At 66.4% G+C, this 18,124-nt stretch carries 16 protein-coding genes and 1 pseudogene; 5 read left to right on the top strand and 12 right to left on the bottom strand.

Annotated elements, in window-relative coordinates:
* Positions 1–25 precede the first annotated feature (25 nt).
* From DWF74_RS29215 to DWF74_RS29200, 4 genes are all read left to right on the top strand, one after another.
* Entirely contained in the window at positions 26–976 is a 951-nt protein-coding gene (locus tag DWF74_RS29215; RefSeq protein WP_115582284.1) for a 2-hydroxyacid dehydrogenase, read from the top strand.
* A gap of 321 nt (positions 977–1,297) precedes the next feature.
* The gene (locus DWF74_RS29210; RefSeq protein WP_102864479.1) at positions 1,298–2,365 is read left to right on the top strand and encodes a phosphotransferase family protein; all 1,068 of its coding nucleotides are present in this window, start codon (positions 1,298–1,300) and stop codon (positions 2,363–2,365) included.
* 39 nt (positions 2,366–2,404) lie between these two features.
* The gene (locus DWF74_RS29205) at positions 2,405–3,172 is read left to right on the top strand and encodes an SDR family oxidoreductase (RefSeq protein ID WP_102864478.1); all 768 of its coding nucleotides are present in this window, start codon (positions 2,405–2,407) and stop codon (positions 3,170–3,172) included.
* A gap of 230 nt (positions 3,173–3,402) precedes the next feature.
* Positions 3,403–4,512 carry a Gfo/Idh/MocA family protein gene (locus DWF74_RS29200; protein WP_115582283.1) on the top strand — a complete coding sequence of 370 codons (1,110 nt, stop codon included), beginning with the start codon at positions 3,403–3,405 and terminating at the stop codon, positions 4,510–4,512.
* A gap of 645 nt (positions 4,513–5,157) precedes the next feature.
* Here the strand turns inward: DWF74_RS29200 and DWF74_RS29195 are convergent.
* The 11 genes from DWF74_RS29195 to DWF74_RS29145 form a co-directional block, all read right to left on the bottom strand.
* Positions 5,158–6,594, bottom strand: coding sequence for an FAD/NAD(P)-binding protein (locus DWF74_RS29195; protein WP_115582282.1), 1,437 nt, complete (start codon positions 6,592–6,594; stop codon positions 5,158–5,160).
* Between the two features lie 13 nt (positions 6,595–6,607).
* Positions 6,608–7,375 carry an ABC transporter ATP-binding protein gene (locus DWF74_RS29190; RefSeq protein WP_115582281.1) on the bottom strand — a complete coding sequence of 256 codons (768 nt, stop codon included), beginning with the start codon at positions 7,373–7,375 and terminating at the stop codon, positions 6,608–6,610.
* A 3-nt stretch (positions 7,376–7,378) separates the two neighbouring features.
* Complete coding sequence (locus DWF74_RS29185; protein WP_102864475.1) at positions 7,379–8,713, bottom strand: ABC transporter substrate-binding protein; 1,335 nt, start codon at positions 8,711–8,713, stop codon at positions 7,379–7,381.
* A gap of 28 nt (positions 8,714–8,741) precedes the next feature.
* A complete protein-coding gene (locus DWF74_RS29180; protein WP_060841929.1) occupies positions 8,742–9,791 on the bottom strand; it encodes a branched-chain amino acid ABC transporter permease in 1,050 nt (349 codons plus the stop codon).
* Between the two features lie 4 nt (positions 9,792–9,795).
* Complete coding sequence (locus DWF74_RS29175; protein ID WP_060838924.1) at positions 9,796–10,677, bottom strand: branched-chain amino acid ABC transporter permease; 882 nt, start codon at positions 10,675–10,677, stop codon at positions 9,796–9,798.
* Entirely contained in the window at positions 10,677–11,453 is a 777-nt protein-coding gene (locus DWF74_RS29170; protein ID WP_060838923.1) for an ABC transporter ATP-binding protein, read from the bottom strand. Before DWF74_RS29170 ends, DWF74_RS29175 begins: the two co-directional genes overlap by 1 nt.
* Positions 11,450–12,439 carry an AMP-binding protein gene (locus DWF74_RS29165; protein ID WP_115582280.1) on the bottom strand — a complete coding sequence of 330 codons (990 nt, stop codon included), beginning with the start codon at positions 12,437–12,439 and terminating at the stop codon, positions 11,450–11,452. The genes DWF74_RS29170 and DWF74_RS29165 overlap by 4 nt, the downstream gene beginning before the upstream one ends.
* Before the next feature lie 227 nt (positions 12,440–12,666).
* Positions 12,667–14,070, bottom strand: coding sequence for an LLM class flavin-dependent oxidoreductase (locus tag DWF74_RS29160; RefSeq protein WP_115582279.1), 1,404 nt, complete (start codon positions 14,068–14,070; stop codon positions 12,667–12,669).
* Entirely contained in the window at positions 14,070–14,534 is a 465-nt protein-coding gene (locus tag DWF74_RS29155) for an acyl-CoA dehydrogenase family protein (RefSeq protein WP_115582278.1), read from the bottom strand. Before DWF74_RS29155 ends, DWF74_RS29160 begins: the two co-directional genes overlap by 1 nt.
* 12 nt (positions 14,535–14,546) lie before the next feature.
* Positions 14,547–15,749: an SfnB family sulfur acquisition oxidoreductase gene (locus tag DWF74_RS29150; RefSeq protein ID WP_115582277.1), complete on the bottom strand. Its 1,203-nt coding sequence runs from the start codon at positions 15,747–15,749 to the stop codon at positions 14,547–14,549.
* Between the two features lie 201 nt (positions 15,750–15,950).
* Positions 15,951–16,514, bottom strand: a complete 564-nt coding sequence (locus tag DWF74_RS29145) for a helix-turn-helix domain-containing protein (protein WP_102864469.1) — start codon at positions 16,512–16,514, stop codon at positions 15,951–15,953.
* Between DWF74_RS29145 and DWF74_RS29140 the strand changes: the two are divergent.
* A pseudogene (locus DWF74_RS29140) lies at positions 16,509–17,523 on the top strand (DMT family transporter). The gene DWF74_RS29145 and the pseudogene DWF74_RS29140 sit on opposite strands and share 6 nt — an antisense overlap.
* A gap of 56 nt (positions 17,524–17,579) precedes the next feature.
* Here DWF74_RS29140 and DWF74_RS29135 read toward each other — a convergent pair.
* Positions 17,580–17,939 (bottom strand): hypothetical protein, encoded by a 360-nt coding sequence (locus DWF74_RS29135; RefSeq protein WP_180988601.1) that lies wholly within the window; start codon positions 17,937–17,939, stop codon positions 17,580–17,582.
* Between the last annotated feature and the right edge of the window lie 185 nt (positions 17,940–18,124).

Genomic DNA, 18,124 nt, shown 5'->3' with positions numbered 1-18,124 from the left:
TCAGCTATTCACAAGGAATCCCTTGATGCGTGCCACCGTCCTGGTCCTGGTTGAAAACGTCAACGCCTACCTGCCGCTGCTCGAACAGCAGGGCTTTCACCTGATCCTGGCGCCCACCCCCGCCGAACGGGCCCGGGCCATCCAGGACCATGCCGGGCGGATCGACGCCGTGCTGACCCGCGGCCCACTGGGACTGACTGCGGCGGAAATCGACGCCCTGCCCCGGCTGCAGATCATCTGCGTGATCGGCGCCGGCTACGAACACGTCGATTTGCAAGCGGCCAGCAACCGCGGGATTGCCGTGACCAATGGCGCCGGAGTCAATGCCTCGTCGGTGGCCGATCATGCCCTCGCCCTGCTGCTGTCTCTGGTGCGGGGCATTCCCCAGTCCGATGCCGCCGTGCGCCAGGGGCAATGGCCAAAGGTCCTGCGCCCTTCCGTGGCCGGCATGCGCCTGGGCATCCTTGGGCTGGGCGCCGTGGGCCAGGCCATCGCCCGGCGTTGCGCCCTGGGTTTCGACATGACCGTGAGTTATCACAGCCGTCAGCCCCGGACGGACCAGCCCTACCGCTTTTGCCCGACCCTGCTGGAGCTGGCCCGGGACTCGGATGCCCTGGTGATTGCCACCCCCGGCGGCGCCGACACCCGGCATCTGGTGGACCAGCCAGTGCTGCAAGCCCTTGGCGCCGAAGGTTTCCTGGTGAACATCGCCCGGGCCAGCGTGGTGGACACCAACGCCCTGCTGCAGGCCCTGAGTCAGCGGCGGATCGCCGGCGCGGCCCTGGACGTGTTCGATGACGAACCGCAAGTGCCGGACGGTTTCAAGGGCCTGGACAATGTGGTACTGACGCCCCACGTCGCCGGCCTTTCGCCCCAGGCCAGCCGCGACACCGTGGACATGGTCGGCCAGAACCTGCTGGCCCACTTCGAGGGCCGGCCCCTGCTGACCCCTCTTCCCCTGCCGACACCCAACTGACCCATCCCCTGGGCAACGCCTATGCTCGTGGGGCGGCTTGCCTCTGGGCCTGCATGGCTTGGGAAAGTGCGGGCTAGCCAGGGAAGCCGTCTCAAACGCGGCTGCGTCATGACGCTCCCTTTGCTGGCAAGCCGGCTCCTGTGGGGGCTTGGTGCTACCAGATCGTGGAAGTACGGGGGTAAATTCAAACGCTTGTATCAAAAGCAATGATTGTCCGGCAACACGCGCACCTATAAAGGCCCGCCGCGATTGTGAGGGGCCGGTAGGCGCATTAGATTAGTCAATAATCTCTGGCCTCCAGAATAAGCAGAAGGGATAAGCATGGCGCTTACAGACCAATCCACCCGTACTCGCCCCGGCGAGGAGCTCGATGCCAACCTGATCGATCCGTACCTCAAGGCGCATATTCCCGGCCTCAGCGGCACACCGCAAATCAGCCAGTTCCCGGGCGGTGCCTCGAATCTCACCTACTTGCTGGAGTACCCGGACCAGGAGTTCGTCCTGCGCCGCCCGCCGTTTGGCCACAAGGCCAAGTCCGCCCATGACATGGGCCGCGAGTTCCGCATTCTCAACCAGCTCAGGGACGGTTTCCCCTACTGCCCCAAGGCCTATGTGCACTGCACCGACGAGTCGGTGATCGGCGCCGAGTTCTATGTCATGGAACGGGTCAAGGGCATCATCCTGCGCTCCGACCTGCCGGCGGAACTGGGCCTGGATGCCAGCAAGACCCAAGCCCTGTGCAAGAGTTTCATCGACCGTTTCGTCGAACTGCATCGGGTCGACTACAACGCCTGCGGCCTGGGCGACCTGGGCAAGCCTGAAGGCTATGTGCAGCGTCAGATCAAGGGCTGGAGCGAGCGCTACGAGAAAGCCCTGACCCCCGATGCGCCGCACTGGGAAACCGTGAAGGCCTGGCTCAACGACAAGATGCCCGCCGACCACCCAACCTCGAGCATCGTGCATAACGACTACCGCTTCGACAACGTCATCCTCGACCCCCACAACCCGATGCAGATCATCGGCGTGCTGGACTGGGAACTGACCACCCTGGGCGATCCGCTGATGGACCTGGGCAACACCCTGGCCTACTGGATCGAGGCCGCCGACCCGGCGCCGGTGCAACTGATGCGGCGCCAGCCGAGCAACGCGCCGGGCATGCTGACCCGCCAGGAATTCGTCGATTACTACGCCGAACGCTCGGGAATCGAAATCGGCAATTTCGACTTCTACTACACCTATGGCCTGTTCCGCCTGGCCGGCATCGTGCAGCAGATCTACTACCGCTTCTACCACGGCCAGACCCAGGACAAACGCTTCGCGCAGTTCATTCACATGAACAAACTGCTGGAGCAGATGAGCCTGCAGGTCATCGAAAAATCCAGCCTCTGACCGCGCCCTCGGCGCCCGACAACCCAGCAAGGAAAAACCATGTCCAAGACTCAGTTGTTCGACCTCGACGGCAAAATCGCATTCGTCTCCGGCGCCAGCCGCGGTATCGGTGAAGCCATTGCCAAGCTCCTGGCCCAGCAAGGGGCCCACGTGATCGTGTCGAGCCGCAAGCTCGAAGGCTGCCAGCACGTGGCCGACGCCATCATCGCCGCCGGCGGCAAGGCCACGGCGATTGCCTGCCACATCGGTGAAATGGAGCAGATCAGCCAGGTCTTCGCCGGGATTCGCGAGCAGTTCGGCCGCCTCGACATCCTGGTCAACAACGCCGCCACCAACCCGCAGTTCTGCAACGTCCTGGACACTGACCTGGGGGCCTTCCAGAAGACCGTCGACGTCAATATCCGCGGCTATTTCTTCATGTCGGTGGAAGCCGGCAAGCTGATGCGCGACAACGGCGGCGGCAGCATCATCAACGTCGCCTCGATCAACGGCATCTCGCCGGGGATCTTCCAGGGCATCTACTCGGTGACCAAGGCGGCGGTGATCAACATGACCAAGGTCTTCGCCAAGGAATGCGCACAGTTCGGCATCCGCTGTAACGCCCTGCTGCCGGGCCTGACCGACACCAAGTTTGCCTCGGCCCTGGTGAAGAACGACGCCATCCTCAAGACCGCCCTGGCGCAGATCCCCCTCAAGCGCGTGGCCGACCCGAGCGAAATGGCCGGCGCGGTGCTCTACCTGGCCAGCGATGCCTCCAGCTACACCACCGGTGTTGCGCTGAACGTGGACGGCGGCTTCCTCTCCTGAGGCCCGCTTGCACCACCGAAAAGGCAGCCTCCGGGCTGCCTTTTTCATTTGCCTTGGGAGCGGGCTTGCCAGCGAACAGGACCTTGAACCCAGCGCAAGCCACAGGGGCCCTGTCGCCGGCAAGCCGGCTCCTACAGCGCCCGTCAAAATTTTAATTCCAGCAATTGCAATTAGAGAATTTTTATTCCATAACTAGACCTTCCTAAAACAATAATTCTGCAGGTGCGGCTATGGATGAACTTGGCATTGGCTTGATCGGGACCGGCTTCATGGGCCGGGCCCACGCCCTGGCGTTTCGCAGCGTCGGCGCAGTGTTCGAACTGCCGGTGCGCCTGCACCTGGCCGCCCTGGCCGATGCCGATGCGCAGCGCGCCGAGCACTGCGCCGGGGCCTGGGGCTTCGCCCGGGCCCATAGCGACTGGCAAGGCTTGATCGCCGATCCCCGGGTCAATCTGGTGGCCATCACCACCCCCAACCATCTGCATTTCCCCATGGCCATGGCGGCCGTGGCGGCAGGCAAGGCGGTGTACTGCGAAAAGCCCTTGGCCATCAGCGTCGATGAGGCCCGGCAGATGCACCACGCCGCCCAGGCCGCTGGGGTGGTGACCCGGGTCGGTTACAACTATCAGCACAACCCGATGATCGCCCTGGCCCGGCAGTTGATCGGCCAGGGCGAGCTGGGGCAATTGGTGAGCTTCCAGGGCGAGTTCAGCGAAGACTTCATGGCCGACCCGGGTTCGCCCTGGTCCTGGCGCTGCGACCCGCAGCACGCCGGCGGCGCCCTGGCCGACCTGGGCAGCCACCTGCTGGCCATGGCGCGCTTTCTCATGGGGCCGGTGCAGGCGGTGTGCGCCGATGTGCAGACAGTGCACCAGCAACGACCGACCCACGCCGGCAGCCAGGAACGGCGCCATATTGCCGTGGACGATCAGGCCCACGCCTTGTTGCGTTTCGCCAATGGTGCGCGGGGCACGTTGAGCAGCAGCTGGATCAAGCATGGCTACAAAAACCACCTGAGCTTCGAGATCAGCGGCACCCTGGGCACCCTGGCCTTCGACCAGGAACGGCTCAACGAACTGCGCCTGTACCGGATCGGACAGAAAGGCTTCCAGCGCCTGCTGGCCGGGCCCGACCTGCCCGGCTACGCCGCCTTCAGCCCGGCCCCCGGGCATCAACTGGGCTACAACGAACTCAAGACCCTGGAAGTGCATGAACTGATCATGGCCCTGTGCGGCCAGGGTCGGGACGGCACGGATTTCGCCGAGGCCTGGGAAATAGAGCGCCTGGCCGCGGCAATCCGCACCGCCGCCCAAGAACAGCGCTGGGTCCCCCTCCTGTAGCCGCTGCTGAGCCCGCGAAGCTGCGCAAAGGTCCGCAGGACCTTGCTTGACGATCGCCCGCCGAACCCGCAGCAACCTCAAGAACGCCGCGGCCCTAGCGGGCCGTTCGCAGCCTGCGGCAGCGGCTACACAAATCTCGAATCGGCACTAGCCCTGTAGCCGCTGCTGAGCCACGGCGAAGCTGCGCAAAGGCCCAAAGGGCCTTGCTTGACGATCGCCCGCCGAACCCGCAACAACCTCAAGAACGCCGCGGCCCTGCGGGCCGTTCGCAGCCTGCGGCAGCGGCTACACAACCCCAATCGGCACTGGCCCTGTAGCCGCTGCTGAGCCACGGCGAAGCTGCGCAAAGGTCCGCAGGACCTTGCTTGACGATCGCCCGCCGAACCCGCAGCAACCTCAAGAACGCCGCGGCCCTAGCGGGCCGTTCGCAGCCTGCGGCAGCGGCTACACGCCCCCGATCGGCATTGGCCCTGTAGCCGCTGCTGAGCCACGGCGAAGCTGCGCAAAGGTCCGCAGGACCTTGCTTGACGATCACCCGCCGATCTTGGGCGGCCTCAAGATCCCCGCGTCTCCTGCGTCGGTAGGACCCGCAGCGGCCTTTAGTGCGCCGCGGCCCTGCGGGCCGTTCGCAGCCTGCGGCAGCGGCTACAAGGGCAATGCGGCCAGGCGCGCGGCCAGGGCCTTGGCTTGCAGGGCGACGTCGGTGACGGCGGTGCTTTCCCACCACAGGCCGCGCAACGGTGGGCCCAGGGCGAACAGGCGCGCGGATGCCTGGCCCCGGGCATCGTGCACGGCGCCGTCCGCCGTGGCGCTGATGCCCAGGGCCAGCGGACCGGGGGTGACCAGGCCGCGAGCCAGCAGTTGCTGCGGCAAGGGCCGCGCCACCCGGCGCCAGTCGTATTCGATGCCGCTGGAGTTGATCAGGGCATCGCCCGGTACGCGCACGCTGTCCGGGCTGCCGCGATAGCGCAGACGGATCGCCAGGCGGCCGTCGGCGCCCGCCTCCAGCCCCTGGTAGCACGCGGCATGCACCCGCAACCGGCCTTGCTCCTGCAGGCGCGCCACCAGCGCCGCGCTCAAGGGCGGCGAGCGATGGTGGTGGCTCTCCCACCAGGGCCGCACATGCCGCACGAACTGGCGTTTCTGCGCCTCGCTGGCCTGGCTCCACAAGCGCCCGATATGGGCCCGCACCGTGTCCAGCGGCGCTTGCCAGTCGATGCCCCGGGCCTGCGCCGCCTGGCACTGGCGCCGCAGCGCCCGGAACAACTGCCGGGGGCTGCGCAGGCTCGGGTCGGCGGCGAGAAAATCCTCCCAGGCCGGCGGCTGGCGACGCACGTGCGGCAACAGCCCATGGCGAGAGAACACTTCGATCGGCCCGCGATGCCCGGCCTGCTCCAGGGACACCACGGCGTCGACCATGGTCAGCCCGGAGCCAATGATCAGCACTGTCGCCTGCGGGTCGAGGCGGGCCATGGCGGCCACGTCCCAGGGGTCCAGCGCGGCGGCGTTGAGGCCGCTGGACCGGGTCTGTGGCGTGCGCGCCGCGGGGAACATGCCGGTGGCCAGCACCGCCCGCGCACCCCGCAGTTGCCGGCCATCGGCCAGGGTCAGGAGCACGCCGTCAGGTTCGATTTCCAGGTCCACCGCTTCGCCCTGCACATGGCTCACCGAGGAGCCCTGCCCCCGGCCCTGTGCTTGCGCCTCGGCCAGCCGCTGCTGGACATAGACGCCAAACAGCCCGCGGGGCGGAAACAGTTCGCTGACCGGCACATGCTGGCGATCCGACTCGGGCCAGCCGCCCTCGGCAATGTGCCGGGTCAGCCACTGGGTCAGGTCATCGGCGTTGTCCGGGTCGACGCTCATCCGTGCCGCGTTGCCGTTCAGGGTGTGCCCCAGCTCCACGGCGCTGTAGGCCTCGCCGCGACCCAGCTCGCGGCGCGGCTCGATCACCAGGATCCGCCGCCGGCCCGGCCGGCGCAGCAATTGCGCGGCCAGCAAGGCGCCACTCAGGCCACCGCCGACAATCAGAATGTCCGCATCAGGGTCGGCCGGGATGGTCGGTGGGGTGTGGTTATGGCTCATGGCATGCTCGCGGTCAGTGTTTGCCCAGGTAGAAATCCTGCAGATCGTCCCGGGCCAGCAACTGCTCGGCGGTGCCGGACAGGGCCACCCGCCCGTTGTCCAGCAGGCAGGCGTGGGACGCGTACTTGAGCGCCAGATTAATGCTTTGCTCGGCGATCAGAAAACTCACCCCCGCCTCGCGATTGAGCTGGGCGACGATCTGAAAAATCTCCTGGACGATGATAGGCGCCAAGCCCATGGAAGGTTCGTCCAGCAGTACCAAAGTAGGATGGGTCATCAACGCCCGGCCGATGGCCAGCATCTGCTGCTCGCCGCCCGAGGTCAGGCCGGCACGCACCCGGCGCTTGGTCAGCAGCCGCGGAAACCAGTGGTAGATGCGCTCCAGATCCTCGGCCAGCTGCCGACGGCCAAGGCCGCGGACAAAGCCGCCGCTGCGCAGGTTGTCCTCCACGGTCAGCTGACCGAACACGTGTCGCCCCTCCAGCACATGGACCATGCCCTGGCGCACTCGACGACTGGGGTCGACCCCGGCCAGGTCCTGCCCGGCGAAGCGGATGCTGCCCCGCCCCAGCTGGGCCCGCTCGGCCCGGCCCAGGCCGGAGATGGCCTTGAGGGTGGTGCTCTTGCCGGCGCCATTGGCCCCCAGCAAGGCGACGATCGCCCCCCGGGGCACGTCCAGGGACACCCCGGCCACCCCGAGGATGGCGCCGTCGTAGATCACCTCGATGTCCTGCACCTGCAACAGGTGCTCGGCCGCGGTGGCCGTGGCGCTGTGGCTCATGCTTCAGTCATCCCCGTTGCAGGTGCGTGGCGTCAGTTGCTTTTCCTTGGCGAAGGCCGCGGCCTTCTCGTCGATCAGCGGCCGCAGCAGCGCGCGGTCGGCGGCGATCCAGTCGCTGATCAGGGTCCAGTTGGCCCCGTCCCATTGCTGCACCCGGGCCGCGCCGCCGCCTTCGTGATCGCGGCACGACAGCTTGAGGTTCTGCATCAGCCCCAGGTAACCCATGTCCTTGAGCCGGGCGTCGTCGATGTTCAGGTGCTCCAGGCCCCAGCGCCCTTCTTCGCCGTTGAGCGGGCGCTTGCCGAACTTGCCCTGGGCGGTGCGGATCGCCTCCACCGCCACTGCGGCGTTCACCAGCCCGGAGTTGTAGTACACGCTGCCGAAGTTCTTCAGGTCCTTGAGGTCGCTCTTGCCGGTATCGAGGATGTACTGCTTCAGGCGCTTGTGGATCTCGAAGTCGCTGCCCGCCGGGTAGGGTGTCAGCGCCAGGTAGCCCTTGGCGGCGACCCCGGCCGGCAGCACGTCCTCGCTGGAACTGGCCCAGATGTCGCCGATGATGTGATCCACCGGGAAGCCGAAGCGCGCCGCAGTCTTGACCGCCACCGGGGTCGACACGCCCCAGGTGCGCAGGAATACCCAGTCCGGGTTCTGCTGGCGGATCTGCCGCCATTGCGCCGATTGCTCGTTGCCCGGGTCGGCCACCGGAATCTGGATGTTCTCGAAGCCGTATTTTTCCGCCAGCAGCTTGAGCGGCCCGAGGGTTTCCCGGCCATAGGCGGAGTCGTGATAGACCGTGGCGATCTTCTTGCCCTTGAGCTTGTCGAACCCACCCTCGCGCTGGGCGATGTAGTTCACCAGGGTCGAGGCCTCGCTGTAGAAGGTCAGCATCACCGGGAAGTTGTAGGGGAACACCGTGCCATCGGTGGCTTCGGTACGCCCGTAGCCCAGGGTAATGAGCGGGATCTTGTCGACCTCGGCTCGCTCGCTCAGGGCATAGGCTGCCGGCGCTCCGTTGGGCTGATAGACCGCCACCGGCGCGCCGTCCAGGCCCTTCTTGAAGCGCTCGTAGCACTCGATGCCCTTCTCCGCGGTCCATTCGGTCTCGCACTCCTGCCACACCAGCTTGACCCCGTTGATCCCGCCCTCCACCTGATTGATGTAGTTCAGGTAGTCGATCATCCCGGCCCAGACCTGAACCCCGCTGGAGGCATAGGCCCCGACCCGGTAGGTGGCCAGGGGGAAGAACTGCTGGTCCGGCGCGGCCTGGGCCTGCGGGGTCAGCGCCGCGGACAGCAGCAAGGCCGCACTGGCCAGGGAAGCTTTCAAGGATGCACGCATGTTGTCTCTCTAGGTCTTGAGTGGAAGTTCAGAAACGCAGCGGCCAGTGCCGCAGGCGCTCGCGCAGGTTGCTCAGCAGGCGGATCAGGCCCTCGGGCTCCTTGATCAGGAACAGGATGATCAGCACGCCAAAGATGATTTTCTGCAGGTTCTGCAATTGCCCGGCGTCCACCGCCCCGCCCAGCAGCCACTGCCCGGCGTGGCTGAGGAAGATCGGCAGCAGGCTGATGAAGGCCGCGCCGACGAAGTTGCCGGCCACGCTGCCCATGCCGCCGATAATGATGATGAAGAGGATCTGGAACGAACGATTGATATCGAAGCTGCTGGCGCTGGCGGTGCCCAGGTAGGCGAAGGCCCACAGCGCCCCGGCGATGCCCAGGTAGAACGAGCTGACGGCAAAGGCCTGGCGCTTGTAGCGGGCCACCGGGATGCCGATCACCGCGGCCGCGGTGTCCATGTCGCGGATCGCCATCCAGTTGCGCCCGACCTGGCTTTGCACCAGGTTCTGCGCCACCCGGGTCAGCAGCAGGACCACCACCAGGGTCAACAGGTAGCGCCCGGTCGGGGTATTGAGGTCATGCCCCCACAGGCTCAACTGCGGCGCCGAAATGGTGCCCGAGGAGCCGTAGTTGTAGAACCAGGGAAACTTGACGAACAGCCACTCCAGGAAAAACTGCGCCGCCAGGGTGGTGACCATCAGGTAAAAGCCCTTGATCCGTGAGCTGGGCAGGCCGAACAGCCAGCCCACCAGGGCACTGATCAGGCCACCGCCGAGCAGCGCCACAGGCAACCCCAGCTCTGGCAGGCGCAGCACGAAGCCGTAGGTGGCAAAGGCTCCGACCGCCATGAAGCCGGCGGCGCCCACCGAGGTCTGGCCGGTGTAGCCGGTCAGCAGGTTGAGCCCGAGCCCGGCCAGGGACAGCACCAGGAAGGGAATCAGGATCGCGTTGAGCCAATAGTCGTTGGCAACCAGGGGCACCACGCCGCAGGTCAACAGCAACAGGCCGCTCAGGCCCAGGGGCAGACGGCGCTGGACCAGCAGCAGCGGCGCGGTTTGCCGAGTCAGGGGGATGGACATCAATTCACACTCGCTCGATGGCCCGCTCGCCGAACAGGCCGGCGGGACGGATGTAGAGGAAGGCCAGGGCCAGGACATAGGCGAACCAGGGGGTGATGCCGCCGCCGATCAGCGGGCCGATATAGACCTCCGCCAGGTTCTCGGCGGCACCGACGATCAGGCCCCCGGCAATCGCCCCGCCGATGGAGGTGAAGCCGCCGATGATCAGCACCGGCAGCGCCTTGAGCACCACCAGCGACAGCGAGAACTGCACCCCCTGGCGCGCGCCCCAGAGCAGCCCGGCCACCAGCCCCACGACCCCGGCCACGGCCCAGACGATCTGCCAGATGCGGTTGAGGTTGATGCCGATGGACAGCGCCGCCGTGGTGTCGTCGGCCACCGCCCGCAGGGAGATGCCGATGCGGGTCTTGTTGAACAGCAGTGCCAGCACCGTCACCAGCACCAGGGCGGCCGCGGCGGCGATCAGGTCGAACTGGCTGACCATCAGCGGCCCGAGGAACAGCGGCACGTCGTCGATGCCCAGGTCCAGGGCGCGCACCTGGGAGCCCATCAGTCCCTGGGCCAGCCCCTCGATGATGAACGACAGGCCCAGGGTGGCCATGAACAGGGTGATCTGCGAGCGATTGACCAGGGGCCGCAGCACCAGGCGCTCGATCAGCCAGGCACCGATGATCATCACCAGCACCGTCAGCAGCAGCGCCAGGGCGAAGGGCACACCCTGGTCGTGCAGGCTGACGAAGGTCAGGGCGGCGAACAGCAGCATCGCGCCCTGGGCGAAATTGAACACGCCGCTGGCCTTGTAGATCAGCACGAAGCCGATGGCCACCAGGGAGTACAGGGTGCCGGCCAGCAGGCCGCCGAGCAGGGTTTCGAGGAAGAAGTTCATCAGTGCACCACCCCCAGGTAGGCGGCGATCACGTCGGGATTGGCCTGGACTTCGGCCGGCGTGCCATCGCCCACCTTGCGCCCGTAGTCCAGGACCACCACGTGGTGGCACAGCTCCATGACCACCCCCATGTCGTGCTCGATCAACACCACGGTGGTGCCCAGGTCACGATTGATGTCGGCGATGAAGCCGGCCATTTCCTGCTTTTCCTCGGCGTTCATGCCCGCCAGGGGTTCGTCCAGCAACAGCAGGCTGGGCCCGGCGATCAGCGCCCGCCCCAGCTCCACGCGCTTTTGCAGGCCGTAGGACAGGTTGCCCACCGGGACATCCCGCAGTGCCTGCAAATCGAGAAACTGCAGGATGCCCTGGGCCAGTTGGCGGAAGGTCGCGGCCTCGCGCCGGGCCCGGGGCAAGCCCAGGGCCTGCTCGATCAGGTAGGTGCGCGAATGCCGCGACAGGCCGGTGAGCAGGTTGTCGATCACGCTCATCTTCTTGAACAGCGCATTGTTCTGGAACGTCCGGCCAATGCCACGGCGAGCGGCGCTCAGCGGGTCGATGCGCGAATAGCTCTGGCGGTCGAAGACAATCGCCCCGCTGTCGAAGCGATAGACCCCGTTGAGCAGGTTGAGCAACGAGCTCTTGCCGGCGCCGTTGGGTCCGATCAGGCCGCAGATTTCGCCACGGCGCACGTCGAACGACAGCTGGTTGATGGCCTTGACCCCCTTGAACGACAGGGACACGGCGCGCACTTGCAGGATGGGTTCGCTGGGGCTCATGCAATGTTCCGTTTGAATTCGGCGATCCAGGCCGGGGTTGAGGGGTGAGCATGCGACGGCGCCGGCTGCCAGATGAACTGCAGGCGGGCAAAGCCCAGCAACCGGCGCACCCGTTGCTTGAGCAGCCGGGGCAGTGGCCGGCGAGGATGGGCGATGACCCACTCGCACAGGCGCCGGCGCCAGCTGCCGGGAGGCGCCAGGCGGCTTTCGATTTCGTCCGCCAGCTGCTGCAGGCGCGGCGGCGACAGCAGCAGGCCGCTGGGCGCCACGTCGCGGCGGTCGCGACTGGCGGATGCCGCGGTTTCGGGGAAGGCCAGGCTGTGGCCGCTGTTCAGCCAGTGCTCCAGCAACACCTGCAGACCCGCCGCCCATTGCGTGCCCTCTTCGCTCCACAGTTGCTCGGCAGTGGCCGGATGGCGCCAATAGTGCTGGCGCTGGGGCGCTTCGCTGGGGCCGAGCAAGTCGGCAAAGCACAGCAGCGGCTGGCGCCCCCCGGCGGGCAGGCGCGGCAAGGCTTGTCCGGCGATCAAAAGCCCCGGGGCCGGGCCCTGTTCCCCGGCGGCCACCCAGGCCAGGACCTGGCGCCGCGAGTGGACGAAGGCGTGGCTCGGCTGCAGGCGCCAAAGCGCTTGGCGCAGGGCCTCGGGCGCCAGCTCCGGGTCGAGGCTGAGCACCTCGGCGCCCAGGCTCCGGGCAGCCAGGGCCAGGAGCAACAGGTCCGGCTCGAACGGCCCGCTCAGGGCCAGCCGGGACTGCGAATCGAGGCCTTGTTGGCGCAGGCCGTCGGCCAGACGCTCGACATCGCGCAGGGCATCGATCCAGCGCCAGGCGTACCAATGGCCGTGGCGCTTGTGGCGCAGGGCATTGTCCAACGGCCGGGCCTGGGCCCAGTGCCGCAACTGCTCCAGGGCGCCGCTCAACTGCAAGCGGTCCTCGGGGGCTGACGCATCCGTGGTGGGCGGACGCTTGAGTTCATGCACGCTCATGAATTGACCTCGACAACTTGGCAAACGCGTGCGGTGGTCCGCTGGCTGGAAATAAACGGGGCTGGCCCTGGGACGCAGGTCGTGCGGGCCTCTTCGCTGGCAAGCCAGCTCCTACCGGAATTGGGCGGCTCCCTGGTAGGAGCCGGCTTGCCGGCGAAGGCGTTGCTGAATCCGACGTCTGTCTTGCGGGCCCTTTCGCTGGCGAGCCAGCTCCTACAGGGGTTGGGTCAGGCGCGGGCGCGTTGCGCGAGTGTTTGGCGTTGCTCGCCCAGGTTGCGCCAGGCGTTGCCCGGGTGGCTTTCGGGCAGGCGCGGGCCGGCGCCGAAGAGTTTTTCCCGCAGGGTGCCGGGGGCGTATTCGGTCTTGTACACCCCGCGTTTCTGCAGCTCCGGAACCAGCAGCTCAACCGCGTCGATAAAGGTTTCGTGGGTCAGGGCGTAGGCCAGGTTGTAGCCGTCGACATCCGTCTCCTCGACCCACTCCTGGAGCAGGTCGGCCACGGTTTCCGGGCTGCCGACAAACAACGGGCCAAAGCCGCCGATGCCGACCCAATCGGCCAGTTCGTGGGGGGTCCAGACCTTGTTCGGGTCCGCCGTGGAGAAGGCTTCCACCGCCGACTGGATGGCGTTGGTGTGCACGTGTTTGAGGGGCTCGTCAGGCTTGAAGCGACTGAAGTCGATACCGGTCCAGCCGGAAATCAGCGCCATGGCGCCTTCGTAGCTGACCCAGGACTTGTATTCCTCGAACTTGGCCTTGGCCAGGGCGTCGGTCTCGCCGAGGATCACCGTCTGCAGGTTGAAGATCAGGATCTTCGACGGGTCGCGCCCGGCTTCGGCCGCGCGGCGGCGGATGTCGGCCACGGTCTTTTTCAGCAGCACCTTGGACGGCGCGGCGACGAACACGCATTCGGCGTGCTCGGCGGCGAACTGCTTGCCGCGGCTGGACGCCCCGGCCTGGTACAGCACCGGGGTGCGCTGCGGCGACGGCTCGCACAGGTGGATGCCCGGTACCTGGAAGTGTTTGCCGACGTGGTGGATCTCGTGGATCTTGCTCGGGTCGCTGAAGATCCGCCGCTCGCGGTCACGCAACACCGCGCCCTCCTCCCAGCTGCCTTCCCAGAGCTTGTAGCAGACCTCCAGGTATTCCTCGGCGTAGTCGTAGCGCGCATCGTGTTCGGTCTGGGCCTGCTGACCGATGTTCTTCGCCCCGCTCTCCAGGTAGGAGGTGACGATGTTCCAGCCGGCACGGCCTTTCGTCAGGTGATCGAGGGTCGACAGGCGCCGGGCGAAGGGATACGGATGCTCGAACGACAGCGAGGCGGTGAGGCCGAAGCCCAGGTGTTCGGTGACCAGGGCCATGGGCGGAATCAATTGCAGCGGATCGTTCACCGGCACCTGGGCCGCCTGGCGGATCGCCGCCTCGCCATTGCCGTTGTAGACGTCGTAGATGCCCAGCACGTCGGCGATGAACAGCCCGTCGAACTTGCCCTTCTCAAGGATGCGCGCCAGGTCGGTCCAGTACTCCAGGTCCTTGTACTGCCAGGAGCGGTCCCGGGGGTGGGCCCAGAGTCCCGGCGACTGGTGGCCGACACAGTTCATGTCGAAGGCATTGAGGCGAATTTCACGGGACATCACACAGCACTCCTGAAACCTTGGGGCAGCACGCCATTGAGGCGGTAGTTGCCGATCAGTTGATACTTCCAGCGCAGCGGGTCATCCAGGCTCTGCGGCTGCGGGCTGCGCTGGCCGGTGAGTTCGAATTCGGCGTTGCCGGCCGCCGCCAGGGCTTCGGCGGCGGCAATCGCCGCCTCGGCCAGGGCGATGGCGATCTCGGCCGGGTCCTTGCCCTCTTGCAGCCGGTACTGGGCCCGCTCCTGCAGGGCGGCGGCCACTTCGATGCGGATCTGCAGATCGCCAAAGCGGCTGATCACATACGGGTCGTCGCTGGCCTTGCTCAGGCCGCTGCCGGACCAGGGCCGGGCCTGCTGGCGAACGAATTCCAGGGTCCGCTGCAACAGGTCGCGGGCCCGTTGCAGCTGCTCGCCGCTGGCGGCCAGGGCAGCCTGGGGGCTGTCGGGTTGGGTCAATGCGTTCATGGCGGTGTCCTTTCAGTTCCAGGCGTGACGAGGTGGCTTGACGCCGTTGAGCAGGAAGTTGCCGATCAGGTGGTACTTCCAGCGGGCCGGGTCGTGCAGGGTGTGGGTGCGGGCGTTGCGCCAGTGGCGGTCGAGGTTGTACTTGGCCGACACCGAGCGGGTGCCGGCCAGTTCGAACAGCTTGCTGGCGGCGAGCAAGGCGCTTTCTGCCGACAGCACCTTGGCCTGGGCCACCACCAGGGAGGCCTGGGCGACGCTGTCTTCGCTGGGGCTGGCGAGGGCCTGGTCGACCGCCTCGGCGGCCTTGACCAGGATCGCCTCGGTGCCGTGCACCCGCCATTCCAGGTCACCGATGGCGGCCTGGGTAAAAGGGTCCTGCCAGCCGTGATCCAGGCCACTGTCGATCCACGGTCGGGACTGCCGGGCGTAACGCTTGGCGTCTTCCAGGGCGGCGACGGCGATACCGGTGTCCACCGCGGCCTGGATGATCTGCGAGATCGGGCCGTCGGCGGTGGGTTGGTCAAAGGCCCGGTGGGCCGGGATCACCGCGCTGCGTGGCACCTGCACCGCCTTGAGGCTGACCCCGCCGCTGGCGGTGGTGCGCTGGCCGAAGCCGTCCCAGCTGTCGATCACCGTGAGGCCGGGGTTGTCGCGCTCGATAAAGGCGATGTGGGCCTGGTTGTGCTCATCCACCGCCACCGTCGGCACGATGTGGGCAAACAAGGCGCCGGTGCAGTAGAACTTCTCGCCGTCGACCTGCGCCTGCTCGCCGGTAAAGCGGATCCGGGTTTCAAAGGCGCCGACATGCTTGCTGCCGGCTTCGGAAAAGGCATTGCCGAAACGGTAGCCCTGCAACACCTTGGCGAAGTAGTGCTGTTTCTGCTCTTCGCTGGCGGTCTGCAACAGGATATCCACCACTCCGAGGTGGTTCTGCGGCAACTGGCCCAGGGACGGATCGGCGGCGGAGATGAGCTTGATCACCTCGGCCAGGGTCACGTAGGACACCCCGGCGCCGCCGTAGGCCTGGGGAATGGTGATGCCCCACAGGCCGCTGGCAGAGAACTCGTCGAGTTCCGCCACCGGCAGGCGCCGTTCGCGGTCGCGTACCGCGGCCTCCACGGCAAAGCGCTGGGCCAGGGCCTGGGCCACGCTGATGGCCTCAGCATCGCTGCGGATGAGGTGGGCACTGGGTGAGGGTTGGGCTGGGGCTGTCATGGGCCGACTCCACGTCCTGAAGATCAAGATAAACACCGCTCGGGTGCTCGCTATCAGGACAATTGCAGGAGTCGTGCCTAAATATAAAATCCTTTTATTTCAACAGCTTGAAGATTACTTCGGAGAAAAGGCATCAACTGAAAACAGGCAGAATGTTCAACCGCTGTTGACTGGCCAACAGTGGCCGGCACGCCTGGGCAATCAGTACACCACGTTGCGCACGAAGCGCGTGGCCTGGGCGCCGTCATTGCGATAGCCGTGAGGCACATGACTGGCGAACATGAAGAAATCACCGCTTTCCAGGCGCCGCTCGGCGTCGCCGAAGAACAGCGTCAGGCAGCCCTCGACGACATAGATCTGCTCGCTCCAGCCGACGGTGTCGCACTCCGAGTGATAGACCTCGCCAGGCTCGAGCTGCCACTCCCAGAGTTCCACTTCACGGCTGGCCTCGGCCTTGGCCAGGAGCAGCGCCTTGCTCCCGGGGATGACGCCGGCCCAGGCCAGCTCGTTGATACGGCTCGGGTCTCGGGCATCCGGGGCCTGGATCAGGTCGCTGAACGCCACGTTCAAGGCCTCGGCCACTCGGTCCAGGGTGCCGAGGCTGACGTTCTTCTCCCCGGCCTCGATGGCCACCAGCATCCGCCGGCTGACGGCGGATTTTTCTGCCAGGGCGCTCTGGCTCAAGCCTGCGGCATGGCGCAGGCGTCGCACGTTAAGGCTGACATGTTGCAGGACCGAAGCCCGTTGGACGTTATCTTTGTGCACTATATTGCTCGCTCTGCGGGCCTGCGCAGTATACTGCCCAGCTTCCGGCGCATTGTGCGTCCCCCCTCAGGTAGCACGCAAGGCCATGACTTCAACGCCCTCCCGCGCAATGCGCTTCCCACTCAGCAGGGCCGAGGCGGTGCTGGTGCTGATCACCATGATCTGGGGCGGCACCTTCCTGCTGGTGCAGAAGGCCATGAGCGTCAGCGGACCGATGTTTTTCGTCGGCCTGCGCTTTGCCGCGGCGGCGTGCATCGTCGCCCTGTTTTCACTGCGCCACCTGCGCGGGCTGACCCTGCTCGAACTGCGTGCCGGAACCTTTATCGGCAGCGCCATCATGCTCGGCTACGGCTTGCAGACGGTGGGCCTGCAAAGCATTCCCAGCAGCCAGTCGGCGTTTATCACCGCCCTCTATGTACCCTTCGTTCCCCTGCTGCAATGGCTGTTCATGGGCAAGCGTCCGGGGCTGCTGCCAAGCATCGGCATCATGCTGGCGTTTACCGGGTTGATGCTGCTGTCCGGCCCCAATGGCGCGTCGCTGGATTTCAGCCCCGGGGAGATCGCCACCCTGATCAGCACCGTGGCGATTGCCGCGGAAATCATTCTGATCAGCAGCTTCGCCGGGCAGGTGGATGTGCGCCGGGTCACGGTGGTGCAACTGGCGGTCACCTCACTGCTGGCCTTTGCCATGGTGCTGCCGACCGGCGAGGCGCTGCCGGAGTTTTCCTGGCTGCTGCTGGCCAGCGCCCTGGGGCTGGGGGCGGCCAGCGCGGCGATCCAGGTGGCGATGAACTGGGCGCAGAAAAGCGTCTCGCCGACCCGCGCCACCCTGATCTATGCCGGTGAGCCGGTGTGGGCCGGGATTGTCGGGCGGATCGCCGGGGAACGTTTGCCGGGGCTGGCGCTGCTGGGGGGCGCCTTGATCGTGCTGGCGGTGATCATCAGCGAATGGAAGCCCAAGGGCCGGGCCGCGCCGGCATTGACCGACCAGACAGCGGACGGCGTGTAGGAGACGGCTTGCCGGCGAAAACGATCCGGCAGGTTCCCTCGCTGGCAAGCCAGCGCCTAGAGCGCGGGGTCGCCGGGGGCGTAGAGCCAGGTCGGGGCGGTCAGCGAACCCCGGTGCTTGGGCTCAAGCCGTACCGGGTCATGCTCGGGCGTACCGTGGAAGTAGAAATAGGCGTGGTAGAGCGCATGACCCTCGGCCAGCGCGCGGTCGAAGTAAAGCACCGTGCCCGGCGGCAGCCGGTAGCTGGACTCATCGCCCAACGGCCCTTCGATGATCAGCGCCTGGCGGGTCTGGAGCATGTCGGGACGCTGGAGATAATGCTCCAGGCCAATGCCCAGCGCCGCGCCGAAGGCGGTGAACAGTAAAGCGAAACATCCGCGTCGAATCATCCGGCCCATGGCCGATCCTTTAATCATGTGCACCCTTGTCGATCCTTGTGGTGTTTTGACCTGGGCAGGACCTTGGCCCTACAGCGCCCGGTGAACGGGCGCATCAGGCATTTGTCTCCTACCTTTGAAAGCGTATGTAACATTTCTTTGGGGGGCCGGGCCGCGCATGGCGGTTGGTGATCCAGGGCCTGGCACGTATTATGCGTCATACT

Source organism: Pseudomonas protegens, from assembly GCF_003363755.1.
Taxonomy (GTDB): Bacteria; Pseudomonadota; Gammaproteobacteria; order Pseudomonadales; family Pseudomonadaceae; genus Aquipseudomonas; species Aquipseudomonas danubii.
This window is presented reverse-complemented; position numbering and strand designations above follow the sequence as displayed.

Coding starts and splice junctions, on each gene's coding strand:
- DWF74_RS29215 (WP_115582284.1), top strand. CDS start 26: ATGCGTGCCACCGTCCTGGTCCTGGTTGAAAACGTCAACGCCTACCTG.
- DWF74_RS29210 (WP_102864479.1), top strand. CDS start 1,298: ATGGCGCTTACAGACCAATCCACCCGTACTCGCCCCGGCGAGGAGCTC.
- DWF74_RS29205 (WP_102864478.1), top strand. CDS start 2,405: ATGTCCAAGACTCAGTTGTTCGACCTCGACGGCAAAATCGCATTCGTC.
- DWF74_RS29200 (WP_115582283.1), top strand. CDS start 3,403: ATGGATGAACTTGGCATTGGCTTGATCGGGACCGGCTTCATGGGCCGG.
- DWF74_RS29195 (WP_115582282.1), bottom strand. CDS start 6,594: ATGAGCCATAACCACACCCCACCGACCATCCCGGCCGACCCTGATGCG.
- DWF74_RS29190 (WP_115582281.1), bottom strand. CDS start 7,375: ATGAGCCACAGCGCCACGGCCACCGCGGCCGAGCACCTGTTGCAGGTG.
- DWF74_RS29185 (WP_102864475.1), bottom strand. CDS start 8,713: ATGCGTGCATCCTTGAAAGCTTCCCTGGCCAGTGCGGCCTTGCTGCTG.
- DWF74_RS29180 (WP_060841929.1), bottom strand. CDS start 9,791: ATGTCCATCCCCCTGACTCGGCAAACCGCGCCGCTGCTGCTGGTCCAG.
- DWF74_RS29175 (WP_060838924.1), bottom strand. CDS start 10,677: ATGAACTTCTTCCTCGAAACCCTGCTCGGCGGCCTGCTGGCCGGCACC.
- DWF74_RS29170 (WP_060838923.1), bottom strand. CDS start 11,453: ATGAGCCCCAGCGAACCCATCCTGCAAGTGCGCGCCGTGTCCCTGTCG.
- DWF74_RS29165 (WP_115582280.1), bottom strand. CDS start 12,439: ATGAGCGTGCATGAACTCAAGCGTCCGCCCACCACGGATGCGTCAGCC.
- DWF74_RS29160 (WP_115582279.1), bottom strand. CDS start 14,070: ATGTCCCGTGAAATTCGCCTCAATGCCTTCGACATGAACTGTGTCGGC.
- DWF74_RS29155 (WP_115582278.1), bottom strand. CDS start 14,534: ATGAACGCATTGACCCAACCCGACAGCCCCCAGGCTGCCCTGGCCGCC.
- DWF74_RS29150 (WP_115582277.1), bottom strand. CDS start 15,749: ATGACAGCCCCAGCCCAACCCTCACCCAGTGCCCACCTCATCCGCAGC.
- DWF74_RS29135 (WP_180988601.1), bottom strand. CDS start 17,939: ATGATTAAAGGATCGGCCATGGGCCGGATGATTCGACGCGGATGTTTC.